Below are 16,126 nucleotides of genomic sequence, written 5' to 3'. Positions count from 1 at the left end.
CCAGCGGTCAATGGTTGCGCGTGAAACGCCAAAAAGACGCATCAGATCTTTAATCGTGCAATAACGGCGACCCTCAAGCCATTTTGGAAGTGTTGTATGAAGTGGTCCCACTTATTCGGACAGGTTTGCGGCTCAGCTAAGATGTAATCAGTTCAGTTTCATGCCGCCTTCTGGGATCGTTCTGTGCCAAAAAATGCGTCGTCAGAGGGCCGCTTGTCGAGGGCCGTGTGAAGCCGCTCGGTATTGTAGAAGCTGATCCATTCTTTAATCACGCGTTTGGCTTGGAACCCGTCCTGCAATTCATGCAGATAAACAGCCTCCTGTTTGAGTGACCGCCATAGCCGTTCGATGAAGATATTGTCGAGATATTGCCCCTACCCATCTATTACCGGCAGTGCATTGGTAAAGCCAATGTCACGAGAGGCATTGATATTTTGACTTCGGCCTCGTTGTCTTCCGCTCTCCGGACCTTGTCAGAAAACACACCCGTCAGCCCATCAATGGCCTGCCGTTTCCATGTCGTCACCTGCGTGGGATGCAGCTGGCGCTTCGCTGCAATCTCCTGAACCGTCTTGTCACCGCGCAATGCTTCAAGGGCCACAGTCGCTTTAAACTTGTCGGAACAGTTCCGTCGTTTCGTCATTCTCGTATCCATTCATTTGTGTTGGATACACCTTAGCACGCTGTCCAAATTTGCCGGACCACTTCAACCGTCAAGCGTTGGCCGGCGTGGCACGTCTGAGCGCCTATACCCTGGTGGCCGTTCATGGCGCAGCATCTTCGCGATCATCATACGATCCTTGTTGAAATAACGCGCCGCTTCTCGAGCAGACATACCGTCCTTCAAGCAAGCACGGCGCACACGATTATAAATATCCACAGAATACATCTCCCGCCCTCCGACTAAACGAAGGGCACAAACTGGCGGATTTTTACTCCGCTACAACTGCGATGCGCAGCCGCTTCTGTGGCCCATTATTGCTCCGCGTTTTACATGGCGCACGTGTCGTCCAACGGTTTAAAGCAGTCCTCTGATCGGAGACACGTCGCTGAACTCCAATAGGCGCGCCGCTCATCGCTTTTTACGTAGCAACGTCCAGAATACTGGCGAGGGCAGTAGCTGACCCTCGGCGCGCGCTGAAGTCTACATCGTTTTCAAGATGACTGAGGTGATGGTCGAGAAGCGCGGCAGCAAGATCCGCATCGCCCCCCTCGATGGCCTCGACGATTTTCTCATGCTCGCCGGTTGCACAAAGACTTGAGCGTTGTGTGCCGTAACAACCGAGAATGAGCGAACTGCGCAGTGTCAGTTCTTCGAGATATTGCCCGAGAACGTCGTTTTGTCCGATTTCCGCGAGAATCATGTGGAAACGCCGCGATAGACGGAGCACTTCCGCGCGGCTCGTCTGTGCGGTGACAGCATTTTCCTCTACCAGATGGGCCCGCAGGCGCGCGATTTCGGGACTTTTTGCATTCTGCACAGTATTTTTGCAGATGGTCGCCTCAATGGCGCGTCTGGCCTCAAAAACATGGCGAGATTCCCGTTCGCTGGGCGTGGAAACGAAAGCCCCCTTGTTGGGGATCAGATCGATGACACCATACCCTGTCAGCATCGCGAGCGCGCGCCGAATTTGTGCACGAGAGCACGAGAAAACGCCGACAAGCTCCTGCTCACCGAGCTTCGTGCCGGCATGTAATTTCTGATCCGCGATCGCGTCCAGAACGTGGTGAATGATTTTTTGCTCGATCGAATTTGTCATTGTGCAGAATTTAATCGTTACCAACGTCGGGCGCAATCAAATTACGCGTAACATTGGCTCAAAGCATAAGTTGCAAGTTTTGTGTACATAGATTGTGAACAATTTTTGTATGATCGAACCAACAACTTGAGAGGCACCCGTGAAGTTAACCATCATTAATCCGAATTCGACCACGGCCATGACCACGAAAATCGCCGCCGCAGCCCGAGCCGTCGCAGCAGATGGAGTCGAAATTGAAAGCAGGACCGCCAGTGGCGCGCCCGCCAGCATCGAGGGTCACTACGACGAGATCATGTGCGCGCCGCACCTTCTTCGAGAGGTCGCGGAAGCCGAGGCGGGCGGTGCCGACGCCATCATCGTCGCCTGTTTCGATGATCCTGCGATCGGCGCCTGCCGCGAGATTGCGACCGGTCCGGTCATCGGTCTGTGCGAAGCGGGCATCAAAGCCGCGAGCATGATCGCCACCTCGTTTTCGATCGTCACAACGCTGCCGCGGTCGGTTCCTCTCATCGAACATCTTGTGCGCGGCTACGGGCTTTCGCACCAATGCCGCAGAGTCCGCTGCGCTTCGATACCGGTGCTGGCTCTCGAGGAGCCGGGCAGCAACGCTCGCAGTCTCATCCGGGACGAGATCCTGAAAGCTGCAAAAGAAGACGGTGCCGAAGCTGTTGTTCTCGGATGCGCTGGCATGGCGGACCTCGCCCGCGAGCTGAGCGTCGAGACCGGCATACCAGTGATCGATGGTGTCGCCGCCGCAACCAAGTTCGCAGAGGCGCTGGTCGGCGCGCGAATTCTCACGAGTAAAATCGGAGCCTACGCGACGCCGCGCAGAAAATAATCGAAACAATCCCCCCCACAGGAGACCAAAAAATGACAGAGGCCAATCTAGAAGCCCCCCTCGCGCCGTCCAAAGAAAGAATCATGGACCCCGTATCCTATCTGTTCGCATGGCTAGGCGGCTGCGTGTCGATAGGTACATTCACGGTAGGCTCAGGTCTCGTCGGCACCTTGAATCTCGCTCAGGTGATCGTGGCCATCGCAATTGGCTGCACCGTGATTGGCGTCGCTCTGGCGATAAACGGTCAGGCGGGACACAAATACGGCATCCCGATGATGGTGCAGGCGCGCTCCTCCTTCGGGTTTGCGGGCAACAAACTGCCGGCTCTTGTCCGGTCGGTCCCCGCCATCGTCTGGTTCGGTTTTCAAAGCTGGGTCGGCGCGGGCGCCCTGAACCTCGTCTCCGCCCAGATGTTCGGTTTCGACAACATCGTCTTTTACTTCGTCGCGTTTCAGTTTCTGCAGATCGGATTGTCGATCTTCGGTTTCCATGGCATCAAATGGGTCGAGAACATTGGCTCTGTCTTTATCATTGGCGCATTGATCTACATGTTCATATCGGTTCTGAACCGTTATGGCGACGCGATCGGGACCAATCTCATTGACGCCGAGGGCACTTGGGGTGCGCCGTTCTGGGGGGCTACGATGCTCTTCATGGGCATCTACGCGACCATGATGCTGAACGTGTCGGATTATTCGCGTGAACTCCGCAAAACCGTCGGGCCCTTTAAACAAGTGGCCATTTACGCCAACTCTATCCTTCCCGCGACGCTGTTCATGGGCATGATCGGCATCATGGTGTCCTCTGCGACTGGCGTGGTCGACCCGATCGAGGTCTTCGCATCTGCCGTGGACAACCCCGTGCTTCTGGTGGTCACGCTCCTGTTCATCGCCTTCGCACAGCTTACCACCAACATCCTGAACAACGTCGTTCCGCCCGCCTATGCCTTGATGGATACCTTCGGGCTCTCGTTTAGAAAGTCGGCAATTCTCGTCGGGCTTCTCGCCTTTTGCACCTTTCCCTGGAAGCTGGTGCAGGACCAGAGCGCGGACGGTCTGAACCTCTTCATCCAGACCTATTCGGCCTTCCTCGGTCCGATCTTCGCGGTCATGGTGGTGGATTACTACGTGATCCGTAAACAGAAGCTCGATATTTCCACGCATTACGACGCGACCGGGCCCTACGCTGGCGTGAACTGGGCCGGATTCATCGCATCAGCCATCGGCGTGGTCTTCGCGTTAATGTTTTCTGGTATCTCTTGGTATGCCAGCCTCATCCCTGCTGGCCTGAGCTATTATCTGCTGATGCAGTACCTGCCAGCCGCACAACGGTTCCGACCACAGGAGGACCTCAAAAGCGGTGCAGCCGCGCCAGCCGAGTAACGCGTAGAAAAGATCGGCACTTAAAAATAGACGAACGGCTTTCTGTCGTTCGTCTATCGTTCTCAGGCACTATGCGACGTAGGAGTAGTTTTGGATGAGGCCTGCAGAACCGTTCAGCAATGACCGCATCAACGACCTGTGCCGTTACGCAGCAATAATCTCGGCGCGCGTGCAAAGCGATGCTGCGTCAGCGAAGATCAATCAACAGAGGTCCGCTCTGTCCCGCGATGCCGCCATCCAGAACGTCAAAATGCTGCGCTAACGGGTCAATGTCTGCTTTGGGTAAGCTGCAATGCAGCGGCGATAGGAACGACCAATGTCAGCTCAGGGCCGTTCTCGTCGATCGACACTTCGCGCGGGTTTCGGACCTTAGCTGCAGGCGCAATGTAGGGATGCCATACTAGGAAAAGTAAATTTGACATTCCAAATTAATAAAACTTCATCGATCTACGCAGGATCGCTGCCTCGTTTAGAAAACGCCGCAGCCATATTCTTAATCAAGGCTCGCTTCCTAATTCCAATCTGTGTCGCTCTTCAGTGTTTGTGCGCAAATACCTGCCGGAAACAGGTGCACTTCGTATTTTGCAGATAACTCAGTTTCGGTCATTTTTTACGGACCGTTTCAAGCGGAACCCTAGCCTTAAAATCAGGGGTATAGTTCTTTCGTTTCGGCATTTTTAGGTCATTTTTCTCACAAGTTGATCCACCTCAATTACTTGTCTGAACTCCCGTGCCCCCATCTCAAAGATAGGGGGAAAATTGAGGAAAAAATCTGGACTATGCAACAGCTAAGATTTCTGAAGTCTCAGTCAAAGGACAGGTGAACCAGAAAACGGTCTCTTGGTCTGGCTCACTCTCAAATCCGATCGTGCCGCCCATCAATTCAATCAAGGTGCGCGAGATACTTAAGCCCAAGCCGGTACCACCACGCTGACGTGCGTTGGAGTTGTCCGCTTGAGAGAAGGGTTGAAATATTTTGTTGCGAAACTCTTCAGGTATGCCCGGCCCCAAATTGCGCACTGAAATTTTTATATGGGTTGGCAGAACTTCGGCCGTAAGCCTAACTGTTGTCTCGGAATGCGCAAACTTACATGCGTTCGATAGCAGGTTTGTCAAAACCTGTATTACACGCTTTTTATCTGTTGAGATCATCTGTTCAACTTCAGGCTTCAGCATTTCCACCCCGACGTTCCACTGCGAGGCATAAGTTTCGATCTGTTGGGATGCGTCACTTAAAATCTCGTTAAGACTAAACGAACTCACTTCAACGTTCAAATTGCCAGAATTCATTTTTTCCATGTCCAGAATGTCGTCAACAAGACTGGCAAGGCGATCAGAGTTTGACAGGGCAATCTCGATCAATCGGTCAGTAATCTGGTTTTTTTCAATCTGTGACTGACCTTGCAAAAGTCCGAGCGCGCCTTTGATCGACGTTAAAGGCGTACGAAGTTCATGACTGACAGTGGCGACGAAATCACGTTTCATCCGTTCCAGTTTGAAGGTTTCTGTCACATCCGTCTGTATTCCGAGCATCCTGAGGGCGGTCCCATCTGGGGCGCGCTCGACCACGACGGCATCGGATTTGATCCAGCGCCATTCATCATTTGCGACATTTATGCGAAAACGAACTTCAGCGCGTTCTGTACGGCCTTCGATACAGTCCCTTTCGGCTTTTTTGAAAAGGGCAAGATCATCCATATGCATGCGAACCATCTGTTCTTGATAGGGGTTTTTGCAGTTTGGAAGAGCTACAGTATGCATGTTATCGAACCAAGTATCGGAGACGACTGAGGTTCCACGCTGTAAATCAATATCAAAAACGCCGATTTGAACGCTTCTCAAAGCGAGGTTCCATCGTTGCTCAGCCTCGGCAATTTCCTTTGCATGTCGTTCGGTGACGGTGATATCGCGCATGAGCAACGTCGTCCGCTCTTCGCCTTCTGCAGTGAACCACGTTTTCTTTTCGACTTCGATAATCAATGGCTCTGCGGTCTTGATCGACGATGTCACATGTAGTTTTGACCACCCATCAACACCTTGCAGATCCAAGTTCGGTAGCAAGTCACCAAGAGACTTTCCAACCAGCCTCATGTGTTTCGTGAGCGGCAACAGAAGCTTCAGCGCAGCCTCGTTCGCTTGGAGAATTTCGCCTGATTTATTGACCGAGAGGATCGCAAGCATCGCATTCTCAAGAATGGAGCGCTTCTCTTTGTCTTGCGTTTCAAGGTCTCGGGTTTTTTGCGCTATGGTGATAGCGATTGTATGGCTTTTCTTGATCAATACACGCAAGATTGTGCTGACCAGTGTCGTAATTAAAAGCCCTAGTGCCAGAACAATCCACCTTGCTCGGAATGGCTGAATAGCGTCGAACTGCGGCGTACTTTTAAATGCAATAGAAAAGGTTTGTCCGAATTTTTCAATTGACTGGCGACGACTGTAGTCTGATGTGTCAATGGGCGTCGCGGGTAACGTTTTGATCCTATCAATTGCTGTCAGTGCATTAAATTCGGCTTGTATTTCTATCATTTTGCCTTGCGCAGATGTGAGGCCGTTGAAGAAATCTTCGACATTCAAAACCGCGAATGCAAAGCCAATAAAGTCACCTTTTTGTGGCTTGTAGATCGGCTTAAGCATAAACATCCGGGTGCCGCCGATTTGAGGAACGAGATCTGGGGAGTGACCAGTTACAAAAGTTTGACCTGTATCACGTGCTTTTTTTGCGATCGCAAGGAGATCAGGGTTGCTTGCAAAATCCAGCTCCAGAAACTTTTGAAGGTTGGTGGGTGGCTCAATAAATTGCACGATAAAATGATCAGCCTGAAGCATAGATGGCATACTTTCCAATTGTCCAACGCCAGCAGAAAATGCGACCGAATGACCGTGCAGGCCACTTTCTTGTGGGGCCATCGAGGCAAGACCGATGGCATCAAGCATCAACATACTATCGCTCAGGTTTAGAGCTTTAGCATAGTTTGACATTTCCAACGCGGTTATCCCATCAGATGCTATGACTAGGCCATTCAGGCCATCAAGGAGCCGACTATAGTCTTCGAAACGTCGATCCAGTGAAGTGAGGCTTTGATCCACCAAAACCTGAAAGGATTCTTGCGATCTACCGTGTGCAACTTTGTGCACCAAGAAAAATGAAGAAAAGGATAGTCCAAGAAAAAAAACCAGACTGATCCCTTGGATCCATCGCGCCTTGTGATCTGAAGACATTTCTCACCTATTGAATGTATGGCTTTTGCAGGCGACTGAAAACACGTAGTAAATAGAAAAGGTGCCATTGTAATTTGAGTGATTGTTACCCTGCAAAAAGGGCAACAATATGGCGACAATCCGAACTTGAAGATATGTTTGTTTCGAATTTTGCAATATCTGGCATCAGCGCTGATGGGGCTAACTGCTGCGACAGGGAAGTTGCAATACAGCGATTGGATCCCCAGTCAACGGCGGTTTAGGGCCGTTCGGGTAGATCGTCACGAGGGGCTAATTCTGTTGAAAAACTCTTCCTTGATCTGGTGCCCATTCACTGATTCAATTCCTTTATTGATTGGAGGATTTTGCGATGATGGGACCGAAGCAGGAAGCACAGGCCGCGCTGTTTTATGAGTTCTCACTTGAAGGTCACGTGCCGCAAAATCACCTTTTGCGGTCAATTGATCGGTTCGTTGATCTAAGTGATATCCGCCAGTATTTAGCCGAGTTTTACAGCCACACAGGCCGCCCATCGATTGATCCTGAATTGTTGATCCGCATGCTGTTGGTAGGCTATTGCTTTGGCATCCGATCTGAACGTCGGCTGTGCGAAGAAGTCCATTTGAACCTCGCGTATCGCTGGTTTTGTCGCCTTGATCTGTCTGATCCTGTGCCCAATCATTCGACATTTTCCAAGAACCGGCATGGCCGCTTTCGGGAAAGCGCTTTGCTCAGGCACCTGTTCGAGAAGACTGTTGCCCGGTGCATCGCAGATGGCCTGGTCAGCGGGCAGCGTCTTGCCGCAGACGCCAGCTTGATTGAGGGTGAGACCGAAAATAAATTGATCTGGGGGATCAACTTATGGTCGAACGCGAACAAACAGAACTCAACGCCGAAGGACGATTGGGATCGCAGCGCCATTGATCCCGCTGATGCGCCCCGCGCTGTGAAGGAGTATTTGGACGTTCTGGACGATGCTGTTTTCGGTGCCGCATCTGAGGTTGAACCCAAGTTCACGTCTCATTCTGATCCAGCAAGCCAGTGCCTTTCGTGACATTGTTGCGCAACGCACTGCCGGTAATAGACAGCGGCACGCAAAGGCCCTGCGTTCTTTAGCTATTCCACCAATTATCTCATCGATACCGACCACAGTATCATCGTGGACGTTGAAGGCACGCGCTCGATCCGACAAGCTGAGGTCGGCTCGGTGCGCACCATGTTGGATCGGATCAAAAACCGACACGACATTGATCCAGAACGGCTGATCGCAGACACCGCCTATGGAACAGGTCCAATGCTCGGCTGGTTGGTCAAGCGTGGCATCGCACCCCATATCCCAGTCATCGACCAGGCCAAAAAGGTAGAAGGCGTTTGGTCGCGCATTCGCCATTGTCGCTCGGACCAATAGCGCGACAAGGCTCATCTTCGAACGGGACCCCGAAAATAACCAATACATCTGCCCTGAAGGGGAGCCGCTCAAACAGTTCCGCCGGAACTATTCCGATCCAAATCTTGGCCCATCAGGCAAAGGTACAATGCGATATCGTGCTCTAAAGCTGACATGCCAAGATTGCCCTTCAAAAGCAAAATGCTGTCCGGATCAGAGCATTCGAACGATCAACCGTGAACCTACGATGACGAGAGCCCAAAAGCCCGAAATCATCAGTAGCACTGCCTCATCGACGACAAGATCGCTATTGGCTGCTTTGCCCGCAAAAAACAAAAATGGAGGCCGCATCAGCCATAGGCCGGATGCAGCAAAGACCCATGTGAACACTGCACGATACTGCATAGGACTTACTCTGAAATCCGGCATCATATGTCGATGTCCGGATCGACGAGCATGCCAAGTTCATTTGCGACGGCCATCTCATCGTCGTCGATAAAACCATCACCATCTGTGTCCATTTCGCGGAATAGATCTTCCGTGAGTTCTGGGTGAGAAACCAACATCTCCGAAAGCGACGCTATCCCATCTCCATCTGTATCGATCTCGGTTGTCATAGCATTTGCAGAGAAAGCAACAGAAGCCGCAAGCGCGGCAACAAGAGTTACGTTTTTCATGGGTTCTCTAAATGAAACAGTGCCGTCCATTTTGGACAGCATCTATTAAGTTATATATGCACGCAGACGAGACAGCCCGCAGACACATGCCTGCGGGCCTTGTTTGCGGTTGGTTTACATCATGCCGTCCATTCCGGACATCGCATTCTCGCCAGCTCTTGCTGGTTTGTCAGCAACCATCGCCTCGGTGGTGATCAACAGCCCCGCAACAGAGGCGGCATATTGCAATGCAATCCGAACGACCTTGGTCGGGTCGATGACGCCAGCTTTGAACATATCGCCGTACTGTTCTGACTGCGCATCATAGCCAAACGTCTTGCTGGTGTTCTCGACGATCTTTCCAGCAACGACTGATCCATCAACACCCGCATTTTCAGCAATTTGACGCAGAGGTGCCTGAAGTGCTTTGCGAATGATCGCTATACCAGCCGACTGATCAGCATTATCGCCTTTCATGCCTTCGAGAACTTTACCAGCATGCACCAATGCGACACCACCACCGGGTACGACGCCTTCTTCGACAGCCGCGCGTGTTGCGTTTAATGCGTCGTCAACACGGTCTTTACGCTCCTTCACCTCGATCTCGGTCGCACCGCCTACCTTGATCACCGCAACACCACCAGAAAGTTTGGCGAGGCGCTCTTGCAATTTTTCTTTGTCGTAATTGGAATCCGTGTCTTCAAGCTGTGCGCGGATCTGCGTGACCCGTGCTGAGATTTCCGACTTTTTACCAGCCCCATCAATGATGGTCGTCGTATCTTTGGTAATGTTGATCTTCTTGGCGTCGCCCAGCATGTCCATCTTGACATTCTCAAGCTTGATACCCAATTCGTCCGAGATCACCGTTCCGCCTGTAAGGACTGCGAGGTCTTGCATCATCGCCTTGCGACGATCTCCGAAGCCGGGTGCTTTGACACCCGCGACTTTCAATCCACCACGCAGTTTGTTCACAACGAGCGTTGCAAGCGCTTCGCCGTCGATGTCCTCGGCGATGACCAAGAGCTGCTTGTCCGCCTGCATGACGGCTTCAAGCAAAGGCACCATTGGCGCCAGCGATGTCAGCTTTTTCTCGTGAAGCAGGATGACACAGTCTTCGAGGTGTGCCATCATTTTGGCAGGTTCCGTGACAAAGTAAGGGCTGAGGTAGCCGCGATCAAATTGCATGCCCTCAACAACTTCGGTTTCTGTCTCAAGACCTTTGTTCTCTTCGACGGTAATGACGCCTTCGTTACCGACCTTTGCCATCGCGTCAGCGATTTGTTGACCGATTGCTTCTTCGCCATTGGCAGAGATGGTGCCGACTTTGGCAATCTCAGCCGTATCACCCACTGGACGTGACATGGTTTTGATCTCGGCAACAACAGCGGTAACAGCTTTGTCGATACCGCGTTTCAGGTCCATTGGGTTCATGCCCGCTGCAACTGATTTCATGCCTTCTTTGACGATGGCCTGCGCCAGAACTGTCGCTGTGGTTGTGCCGTCACCAGCCTCATCATTAGTGCGGGATGCGACGTCCTTAACGAGCTGCGCACCCATGTTCTCAAAGGGATCCAACAGTTCGATTTCCTTGGCGACTGTAACGCCGTCCTTGGTGATACGGGGCGCACCGTAGGACTTGTCGATGACCACATTGCGGCCCTTTGGCCCCAGCGTTACCTTTACAGCGTTGGCAAGTGTATTGATTCCCTTGAGCATGCGGTCACGGGCGTCCGTGCCGAATTTGACGTCTTTTGCAGACATGTCGGTATTCCTATTTGAAAATTATGTGAAAGAGACAGTGTCGTTCAGGCCATAATGCCGAAGATGTCACTCTCCTTCATGATGATCAGCTCTTCGCCGTCGATCTTAATTTCAGTTCCAGACCACTTGCCAAACAAAATTTGGTCGCCCGCTTTGACATCCATCGAAATAGGTGCGCCAGTTTCATCTTTGGCACCTGCACCGACGGACACAACTTCACCGCGTTGCGGTTTCTCTTTGGCAGTTTCGGGGATAATCAAGCCGCCGGATGTCTTTTCGCCTTCTTCGATGCGGCGCACCAAGACACGGTCATGTAGGGGGATAAACAGCATGGAAATACTCCTTTTGAAGATTTCCGGATAGGAGTGGCATGCTAAAAGACGTATTGGCACTCGCCACACTTGAGTGCCAATACTGTTGAGTTGGCTATGATGAGAGGCGACTACAATAGGGCCAAGAAGTATATTTCATCGGTACTGCTTTTTCCGAGGATGAGCCTCGTTGCAATCGACCTCAAAGCGTTACTTCACCTTTTTACCAGCAATAGAAAGATCAGCTTTTCCCGCGTTGGAATTCGATGTCGCCAACACTTTCGGCTTTTCTTGCTTTGGCTTCTTTGCTTCTTTGTTACTGTTTTTACCTTTGGCCATGGAATGTCCTTCCAAATAGCAGCGATCCGGTGCCGGAATGGCAGCGGCTTGACTGCGGTCGTCCACCCATTGCCCATACATGGCGCAGGATGGTGTTGACTGGTGAGAGCTACGCAGACGTGCCTGCCTTTTCGGCGGCCTCGTCTATCGCTTTTTGTTGCCCTCGTGAAATGGTCGTGATCGGCGTTCCAAACATCGCGTTTGCCGCAGCATAATCTTCTTCAATATCAATCTCGGTCCAGTTCAGTCCGGTGATATCAAGTGCATGAAAGACCGTCCCTTGCACCACAAGCCGCGCATAGGCGGCCTCGTAATAGTCCTGAAAATGCTCTCTGTTTTCCATCATCTCGTCGAGTTCAGCAAAAAGCAGGGGACCCGTCTTAGCGCTGATTTTTTCGATCCCAATGGACTCGCCGAGTGCCTGCTTGGGATCAACGGACTTGCCAACGTCAAGCACCTGCATCTGATCATCGGTGATGACCTTAACCTCTTCCTCGTCAAGGGCGATATTTTGGTCAATGCACAAGACATTTGCATGGTCGCTATCAACAAGCTGGCGCAGAATTTTCACGTCAAACACGACGTCAGCATCGAACTTGATGAATTCGGACGTGCCAATCGCAGGTGCGGCCAGCATCAGGGAATAACCCGTGTTTGTATCGCGGTAACGGTCGTTGATCACATAGGTCACGCGGATGCCGCGAAAGTTTTTGTCAACGAATCGCTTGATCTCGTCTGCCCTATGACCCAACACCAACACGAACTGGGACATACCGCAGCTCAGGCAATTGCGGATCATCCTTTCCAGAATGACAGATCCGCCTACAGACAGCAGGCTCTTTGGGCAATTGTCGGTCAGCGGCGCGAGCCGCGAGCCGATACCTGCGGCCAGAATAACGGCCATGGGGGGGCGATTGATTTCGTTTTTCATATTGTTGTTTCCTATCTGAGGCAGAATGAGAGGTGCTATTTTGGGAGGGCTCGTTTTTGCTTCTCGCCAATATTCTTGCCTCTGAGCCAAGACTTGTAGGTGCCCCAGAACAGTTGGCTGGCCGCAAAAATCCATAGCATCGGGATGAGTTGGTCAAAGACAAAGGCGGCAGAAAGCATGAAAATGAACACACCTTCATCGAAGGCGAAAACTTTGCGCTGCTCCCTGAGAAACCACGTCCAGTTGGCGCGCAGGCCAAACCCCAAGCCCGCTGCTGTTTCCACCTGTTTCAGACACGCCATATCCTTGGGATAATCTGGATCACGGGTCGTTTCGATCTCAAAGGCCACGTATTTAGCGTATCCGCGCAACCCGTAGAACGCGATGCCGACCATTGCGAGGAAGACGGGAACCACACTGGCTGTTTGAACATGCGCAGCGTAACCCGCGGCCCCGAACCAAAGCGTGACCTGCACCTGATCGGTCAGGCGATCGTAGTAGCTGCCTTCGGGTGAGGAAACGCGGCGATACCGCGCCATTTGTCCGTCCATACAATCAAGGATGTGGCTGAGGTGGATCAGAAGTGCCGCTGCAATGAAACATGCAGTGCCGCCAAACAAAATCCCGAAAGTTGCCACCACAGCCACCACAAACGACGCCGCCGTGATCCGGTTCGGCGTGATCCACTGCACCTCTACGGCAGCGTAATTGGCAAGGATGCCCAACGGTGCCGTGACAAACGACGACCACCATTCATCGTCTTTGGTTTTGGTAGTCCAAAGCTGTGTCAGCTTACCTGTCATGAGACCACCTTCGCTTGCAGACGATCTGGTGTAGGCAGCATGATCAATGTTGCACCTTTTGACGTCACAGGGGCAACAAGTTCAGCCGCATCAGCTTGCAACGTCAGCAAAACGTCTTTGAGCGACGCAAGAAAAAACCGGATGTCGTAGTCGGACAATTCCCCGATATTGCCGACTTGAAAAACCTTGTCTGCAAAGCAGCCTTTACCTTCGTAGATGATAATCGATTTCTCACGCAGCTGATCGCGTAGGTCACGCACGGAAATTGACGGAGGCACTCGCACGGTAGTCAGGATCGAACACATGTCCGCCTCGTCAATCAAGAAGTCGAGGTTCAGCCGGCGCATGCCTTCCCGCAACAGATCTGCACGGGCTTTGATACGTGCATAGCGTTTCGTCACACCGACCCGCAGGATATCTGTCAGCGCCTGATCAAGAGCAAAGAACAGCGGCACAGCGGGTGTATTCGGTGTCTGGCTGTGGTGTTTCAGAAAAGCGTAAAATGTAGCGAGGTTCAGGTATGTCGTCTTCGCCGCATGGCGCTTCAGCCGTTTGAAGTGCTTTTTCCGTCCAACTACAAAAGACAGGCCTGGATAAGAACCGATAGCCTTGGAACTGGAACTGGACACAAACGCGATATGGCACGCCTCCATGTCGATCACCTCCGCGCCCACAGAACTGACACCATCGACCACAAACAACGCCCCAGTCGCCTTGGCCATTGCCCCAATCTCTGCAAGCGGGTTCAGCATTCCCGAACAGGTCTCGTGATGGACCATCGCCACGACGTCAATCTTATGGGCCGTCAGATACGCGGCAATTTGGATTGGATCGAACGGTGTACCCCAAGGCTGCTCAATCAGATGGGTATGCTTGTTGTGGATGCACGATGCCTTATGCAGCCGTCCGCCAAATTCGCCATTCGATAGTATCAGGATCGCGCCTTTGCCAACTACAGAAGACAAGATCGCCTCGTTGGCAGCCGTGCCGGAACCGGTGATCACTACAGCACGATATCGAGCACGGCTTCTGATCTGAAATAGCGAGATCAGTTTGTGTTCGATGCTGCCCAGTAGCGCATCAAAATCAGGTTCGCGGTGGCAGATATCTTCCTTGCAGATCGCCGTGCGCAGTGTCTCGGCCACATTCACAGGGCCGGGGGTGAACAGCAGGTATTTGTTTAACATTTGGTCATGCTCCAACCGCCACATGACGGGAGCCATGAGGCAGTCACGCCCATGATACGTCCGCGTCCGAGGGTCGGTCGGAGACATCGAGAGGGCACAAATCGAGTTCGAAAGCGCAGCACCTACGTGGGGCTGTTGATACATCGTCCGGAAATTGAACGTTTGCAGAAATAATTCACAAAATGGGCAAAAAGACACCTGATCCCAGCAATACGTGCGGATCAGGCGGGTCTCATGTGCTGTAAACAGCCCCAGAACAGTAGTAGAGCAAAATCGAAGGTCGCAATGGGTGGCCAACGCGCAACTTCTTGGGTGGCGTTGGGTTTTGACCGGAAACATCCAGCTGCAGTTTCAGACATCCTGATCTGCTACGATTAACCTTAGAAGAACGTGTCGGCGGTTTGATAGAGCGCCTGAGGATCAAGCCCTATGGACAAACGGGTAAGATAGCAAGGAATAGATGCACTATACCCGATGATATGAATACCGAGGACTTCCCAACTCCAAGGTTCCACTTGACCAGAGACCTGCTGAAACCTACCCCATCTTATCCATGGATCACATCAACCCCCTATTGTGCCCGTCTGCCCGAATTGCTCCGTTGAGTGAACTCATTGATGACTATGATGGCCTACTCCATGACGTATAGGGAGTGCTTCACAACGGGGATACCGCGTTCAGCGATGCCGTCGATGCCTGGTGCAGGGCCCGTGCCTCTGGTCGGTTTGCCGCTCTGATCACCAATGCGCCACGACTGTCCAAAGATATCACCCCTCAATTGGGGCGTTTTGGCGTTCCGAGAGACGCATTCGATACCGTCAGTACATCTGGTGACGTCACCGCGCAGTTGATTGCGAAACAACCCGACGTGCCATTGTTCCACTTCGGTCCAGAGCGGGATAAATCCATTCTGGAGGGTCTGACGAATCCGATTGTAGATCACCCAGACGCCAAGATTTGCCTGCTGACCGGTCCGCAGGGCGATGCGATTGAAATTACCGATATTTACCTCAGCGTTCTTAAGAACATGCACGAAAACGCCGTCGAGATGATTTGCGCAAATCCCGACTTGGTCTCAATCTCGTCGGGGTCAGCGATCGGTTAAGCTGGAGTTGAACTTTTCTGAGTATGGGCGGTACACGCAATCAAGCAGGTTTTGAGGTGGTATTTCCTTTCAGCTGGAAAAATGCCCAACAGTCAGGCTTGAACTGCCATGGGTCTGGTTAAAGTTACTTAAATTTTTGGCAGCTACCGGTTCTTGTGTTGCCAATATCGGATGCCATTTCTCTCCGGCTAGAATTCTATAAAGATAACCTCTATTTCCAAATGCGGTCATTGGCGCAAGTGCAGCGAAAGCCCTGTGTGGATGGCTCCTGCATAGCAAGACATTTTTGATCAGATTTGTGCATTTGTCAGAAGCGGTCATGTGTCCGGCCTGTTTACGCGGCTTTGACCGCTGGCCCTGATGGGTTCCGCAAACCAAGTCCCTTACAGCTTTGCGGGCAATTGGGCCCGGGACTTTCGACGGGGTGTCTTGGTTTTGGCGGCAGACTTATGCACCATCATCTCGCAG

Annotated in this window: 17 protein-coding genes and 1 pseudogene; 5 read left to right on the top strand and 13 right to left on the bottom strand. The window is 52.0% G+C overall.

Annotated features, from left to right (window positions below; all coding sequences use genetic code 11):
* Positions 1-158: 158 nt before the first annotated feature.
* From KO497_RS19505 to KO497_RS15970, 3 genes are all read right to left on the bottom strand, one after another.
* Positions 159-356 (bottom strand): integrase core domain-containing protein, encoded by a 198-nt coding sequence (locus KO497_RS19505; RefSeq protein ID WP_215945143.1) that lies wholly within the window; start codon positions 354-356, stop codon positions 159-161.
* Between the two features lie 29 nt (positions 357-385).
* On the bottom strand, positions 386-643 hold the full coding sequence (locus KO497_RS15975) for a transposase (protein WP_215944959.1): 258 nt from the start codon (positions 641-643) through the stop codon (positions 386-388).
* Between the two features lie 439 nt (positions 644-1,082).
* The gene (locus KO497_RS15970) at positions 1,083-1,760 is read right to left on the bottom strand and encodes a GntR family transcriptional regulator (RefSeq protein WP_215944958.1); all 678 of its coding nucleotides are present in this window, start codon (positions 1,758-1,760) and stop codon (positions 1,083-1,085) included.
* A gap of 139 nt (positions 1,761-1,899) precedes the next feature.
* Here KO497_RS15970 and KO497_RS15965 point away from each other — a divergent pair, with 139 nt between their 5' ends.
* The 3 genes from KO497_RS15965 to KO497_RS15955 all read left to right on the top strand — a co-directional run bounded on the left by KO497_RS15965 (position 1,900) and on the right by KO497_RS15955 (position 4,242).
* Positions 1,900-2,598: an aspartate/glutamate racemase family protein gene (locus KO497_RS15965; RefSeq protein WP_215944957.1), complete on the top strand. Its 699-nt coding sequence runs from the start codon at positions 1,900-1,902 to the stop codon at positions 2,596-2,598.
* Between the two features lie 32 nt (positions 2,599-2,630).
* The gene (locus tag KO497_RS15960) at positions 2,631-3,980 is read left to right on the top strand and encodes an NCS1 family transporter (protein ID WP_215944956.1); all 1,350 of its coding nucleotides are present in this window, start codon (positions 2,631-2,633) and stop codon (positions 3,978-3,980) included.
* Positions 3,981-4,074: 94 nt separating this feature from the next.
* A complete protein-coding gene (locus KO497_RS15955) occupies positions 4,075-4,242 on the top strand; it encodes a hypothetical protein (protein WP_215944955.1) in 168 nt (55 codons plus the stop codon).
* Between the two features lie 515 nt (positions 4,243-4,757).
* Here KO497_RS15955 and KO497_RS15950 read toward each other — a convergent pair.
* Positions 4,758-7,199, bottom strand: coding sequence for an ATP-binding protein (locus KO497_RS15950; RefSeq protein WP_215944954.1), 2,442 nt, complete (start codon positions 7,197-7,199; stop codon positions 4,758-4,760).
* A gap of 349 nt (positions 7,200-7,548) precedes the next feature.
* Here KO497_RS15950 and KO497_RS15945 point away from each other — a divergent pair.
* Positions 7,549-8,806, top strand: a pseudogene (locus tag KO497_RS15945) (IS1182 family transposase); the annotation flags it as partial.
* Here the strand turns inward: KO497_RS15945 and KO497_RS15940 are convergent.
* The 8 genes from KO497_RS15940 to KO497_RS15910 form a co-directional block, all read right to left on the bottom strand.
* Positions 8,779-8,970, bottom strand: coding sequence for a hypothetical protein (locus KO497_RS15940; protein WP_215945155.1), 192 nt, complete (start codon positions 8,968-8,970; stop codon positions 8,779-8,781). The pseudogene KO497_RS15945 and the gene KO497_RS15940 overlap by 28 nt on opposite strands.
* 23 nt (positions 8,971-8,993) lie before the next feature.
* Positions 8,994-9,242, bottom strand: coding sequence for a hypothetical protein (locus KO497_RS15935; protein WP_215944953.1), 249 nt, complete (start codon positions 9,240-9,242; stop codon positions 8,994-8,996).
* A 114-nt stretch (positions 9,243-9,356) separates the two neighbouring features.
* Entirely contained in the window at positions 9,357-10,982 is a 1,626-nt protein-coding gene (gene groL, locus KO497_RS15930; RefSeq protein ID WP_215944952.1) for a chaperonin GroEL, read from the bottom strand.
* A 44-nt stretch (positions 10,983-11,026) separates the two neighbouring features.
* On the bottom strand, positions 11,027-11,314 hold the full coding sequence (locus KO497_RS15925) for a co-chaperone GroES (RefSeq protein WP_215944951.1): 288 nt from the start codon (positions 11,312-11,314) through the stop codon (positions 11,027-11,029).
* 189 nt (positions 11,315-11,503) lie between these two features.
* Complete coding sequence (locus KO497_RS19315; RefSeq protein WP_289846696.1) at positions 11,504-11,632, bottom strand: hypothetical protein; 129 nt, start codon at positions 11,630-11,632, stop codon at positions 11,504-11,506.
* Positions 11,633-11,741: 109 nt separating this feature from the next.
* On the bottom strand, positions 11,742-12,563 hold the full coding sequence (locus KO497_RS15920; RefSeq protein WP_215944950.1) for an NTP transferase domain-containing protein: 822 nt from the start codon (positions 12,561-12,563) through the stop codon (positions 11,742-11,744).
* A gap of 35 nt (positions 12,564-12,598) precedes the next feature.
* Entirely contained in the window at positions 12,599-13,366 is a 768-nt protein-coding gene (locus KO497_RS15915) for a CDP-alcohol phosphatidyltransferase family protein (protein WP_215944949.1), read from the bottom strand.
* A complete protein-coding gene (locus KO497_RS15910; RefSeq protein ID WP_215944948.1) occupies positions 13,363-14,553 on the bottom strand; it encodes a pyridoxal-phosphate-dependent aminotransferase family protein in 1,191 nt (396 codons plus the stop codon). Before KO497_RS15910 ends, KO497_RS15915 begins: the two co-directional genes overlap by 4 nt.
* 652 nt (positions 14,554-15,205) lie before the next feature.
* On the opposite strand from KO497_RS15910, the gene KO497_RS15905 reads away from it, so the two are divergent.
* The gene (locus tag KO497_RS15905) at positions 15,206-15,658 is read left to right on the top strand and encodes a hypothetical protein (RefSeq protein WP_215944947.1); all 453 of its coding nucleotides are present in this window, start codon (positions 15,206-15,208) and stop codon (positions 15,656-15,658) included.
* 69 nt (positions 15,659-15,727) lie between these two features.
* Here KO497_RS15905 and KO497_RS19205 read toward each other — a convergent pair whose 3' ends face one another.
* The gene (locus KO497_RS19205; protein ID WP_252729739.1) at positions 15,728-15,979 is read right to left on the bottom strand and encodes a hypothetical protein; all 252 of its coding nucleotides are present in this window, start codon (positions 15,977-15,979) and stop codon (positions 15,728-15,730) included.
* Positions 15,980-16,126: the final 147 nt, after the last annotated feature.

Origin of the sequence: Pacificibacter marinus (assembly GCF_018860665.1) — a bacterium.
In the GTDB taxonomy this organism is placed as follows: Bacteria; Pseudomonadota; Alphaproteobacteria; order Rhodobacterales; family Rhodobacteraceae; genus Celeribacter; species Celeribacter marinus_A.
This window is presented reverse-complemented; position numbering and strand designations above follow the sequence as displayed.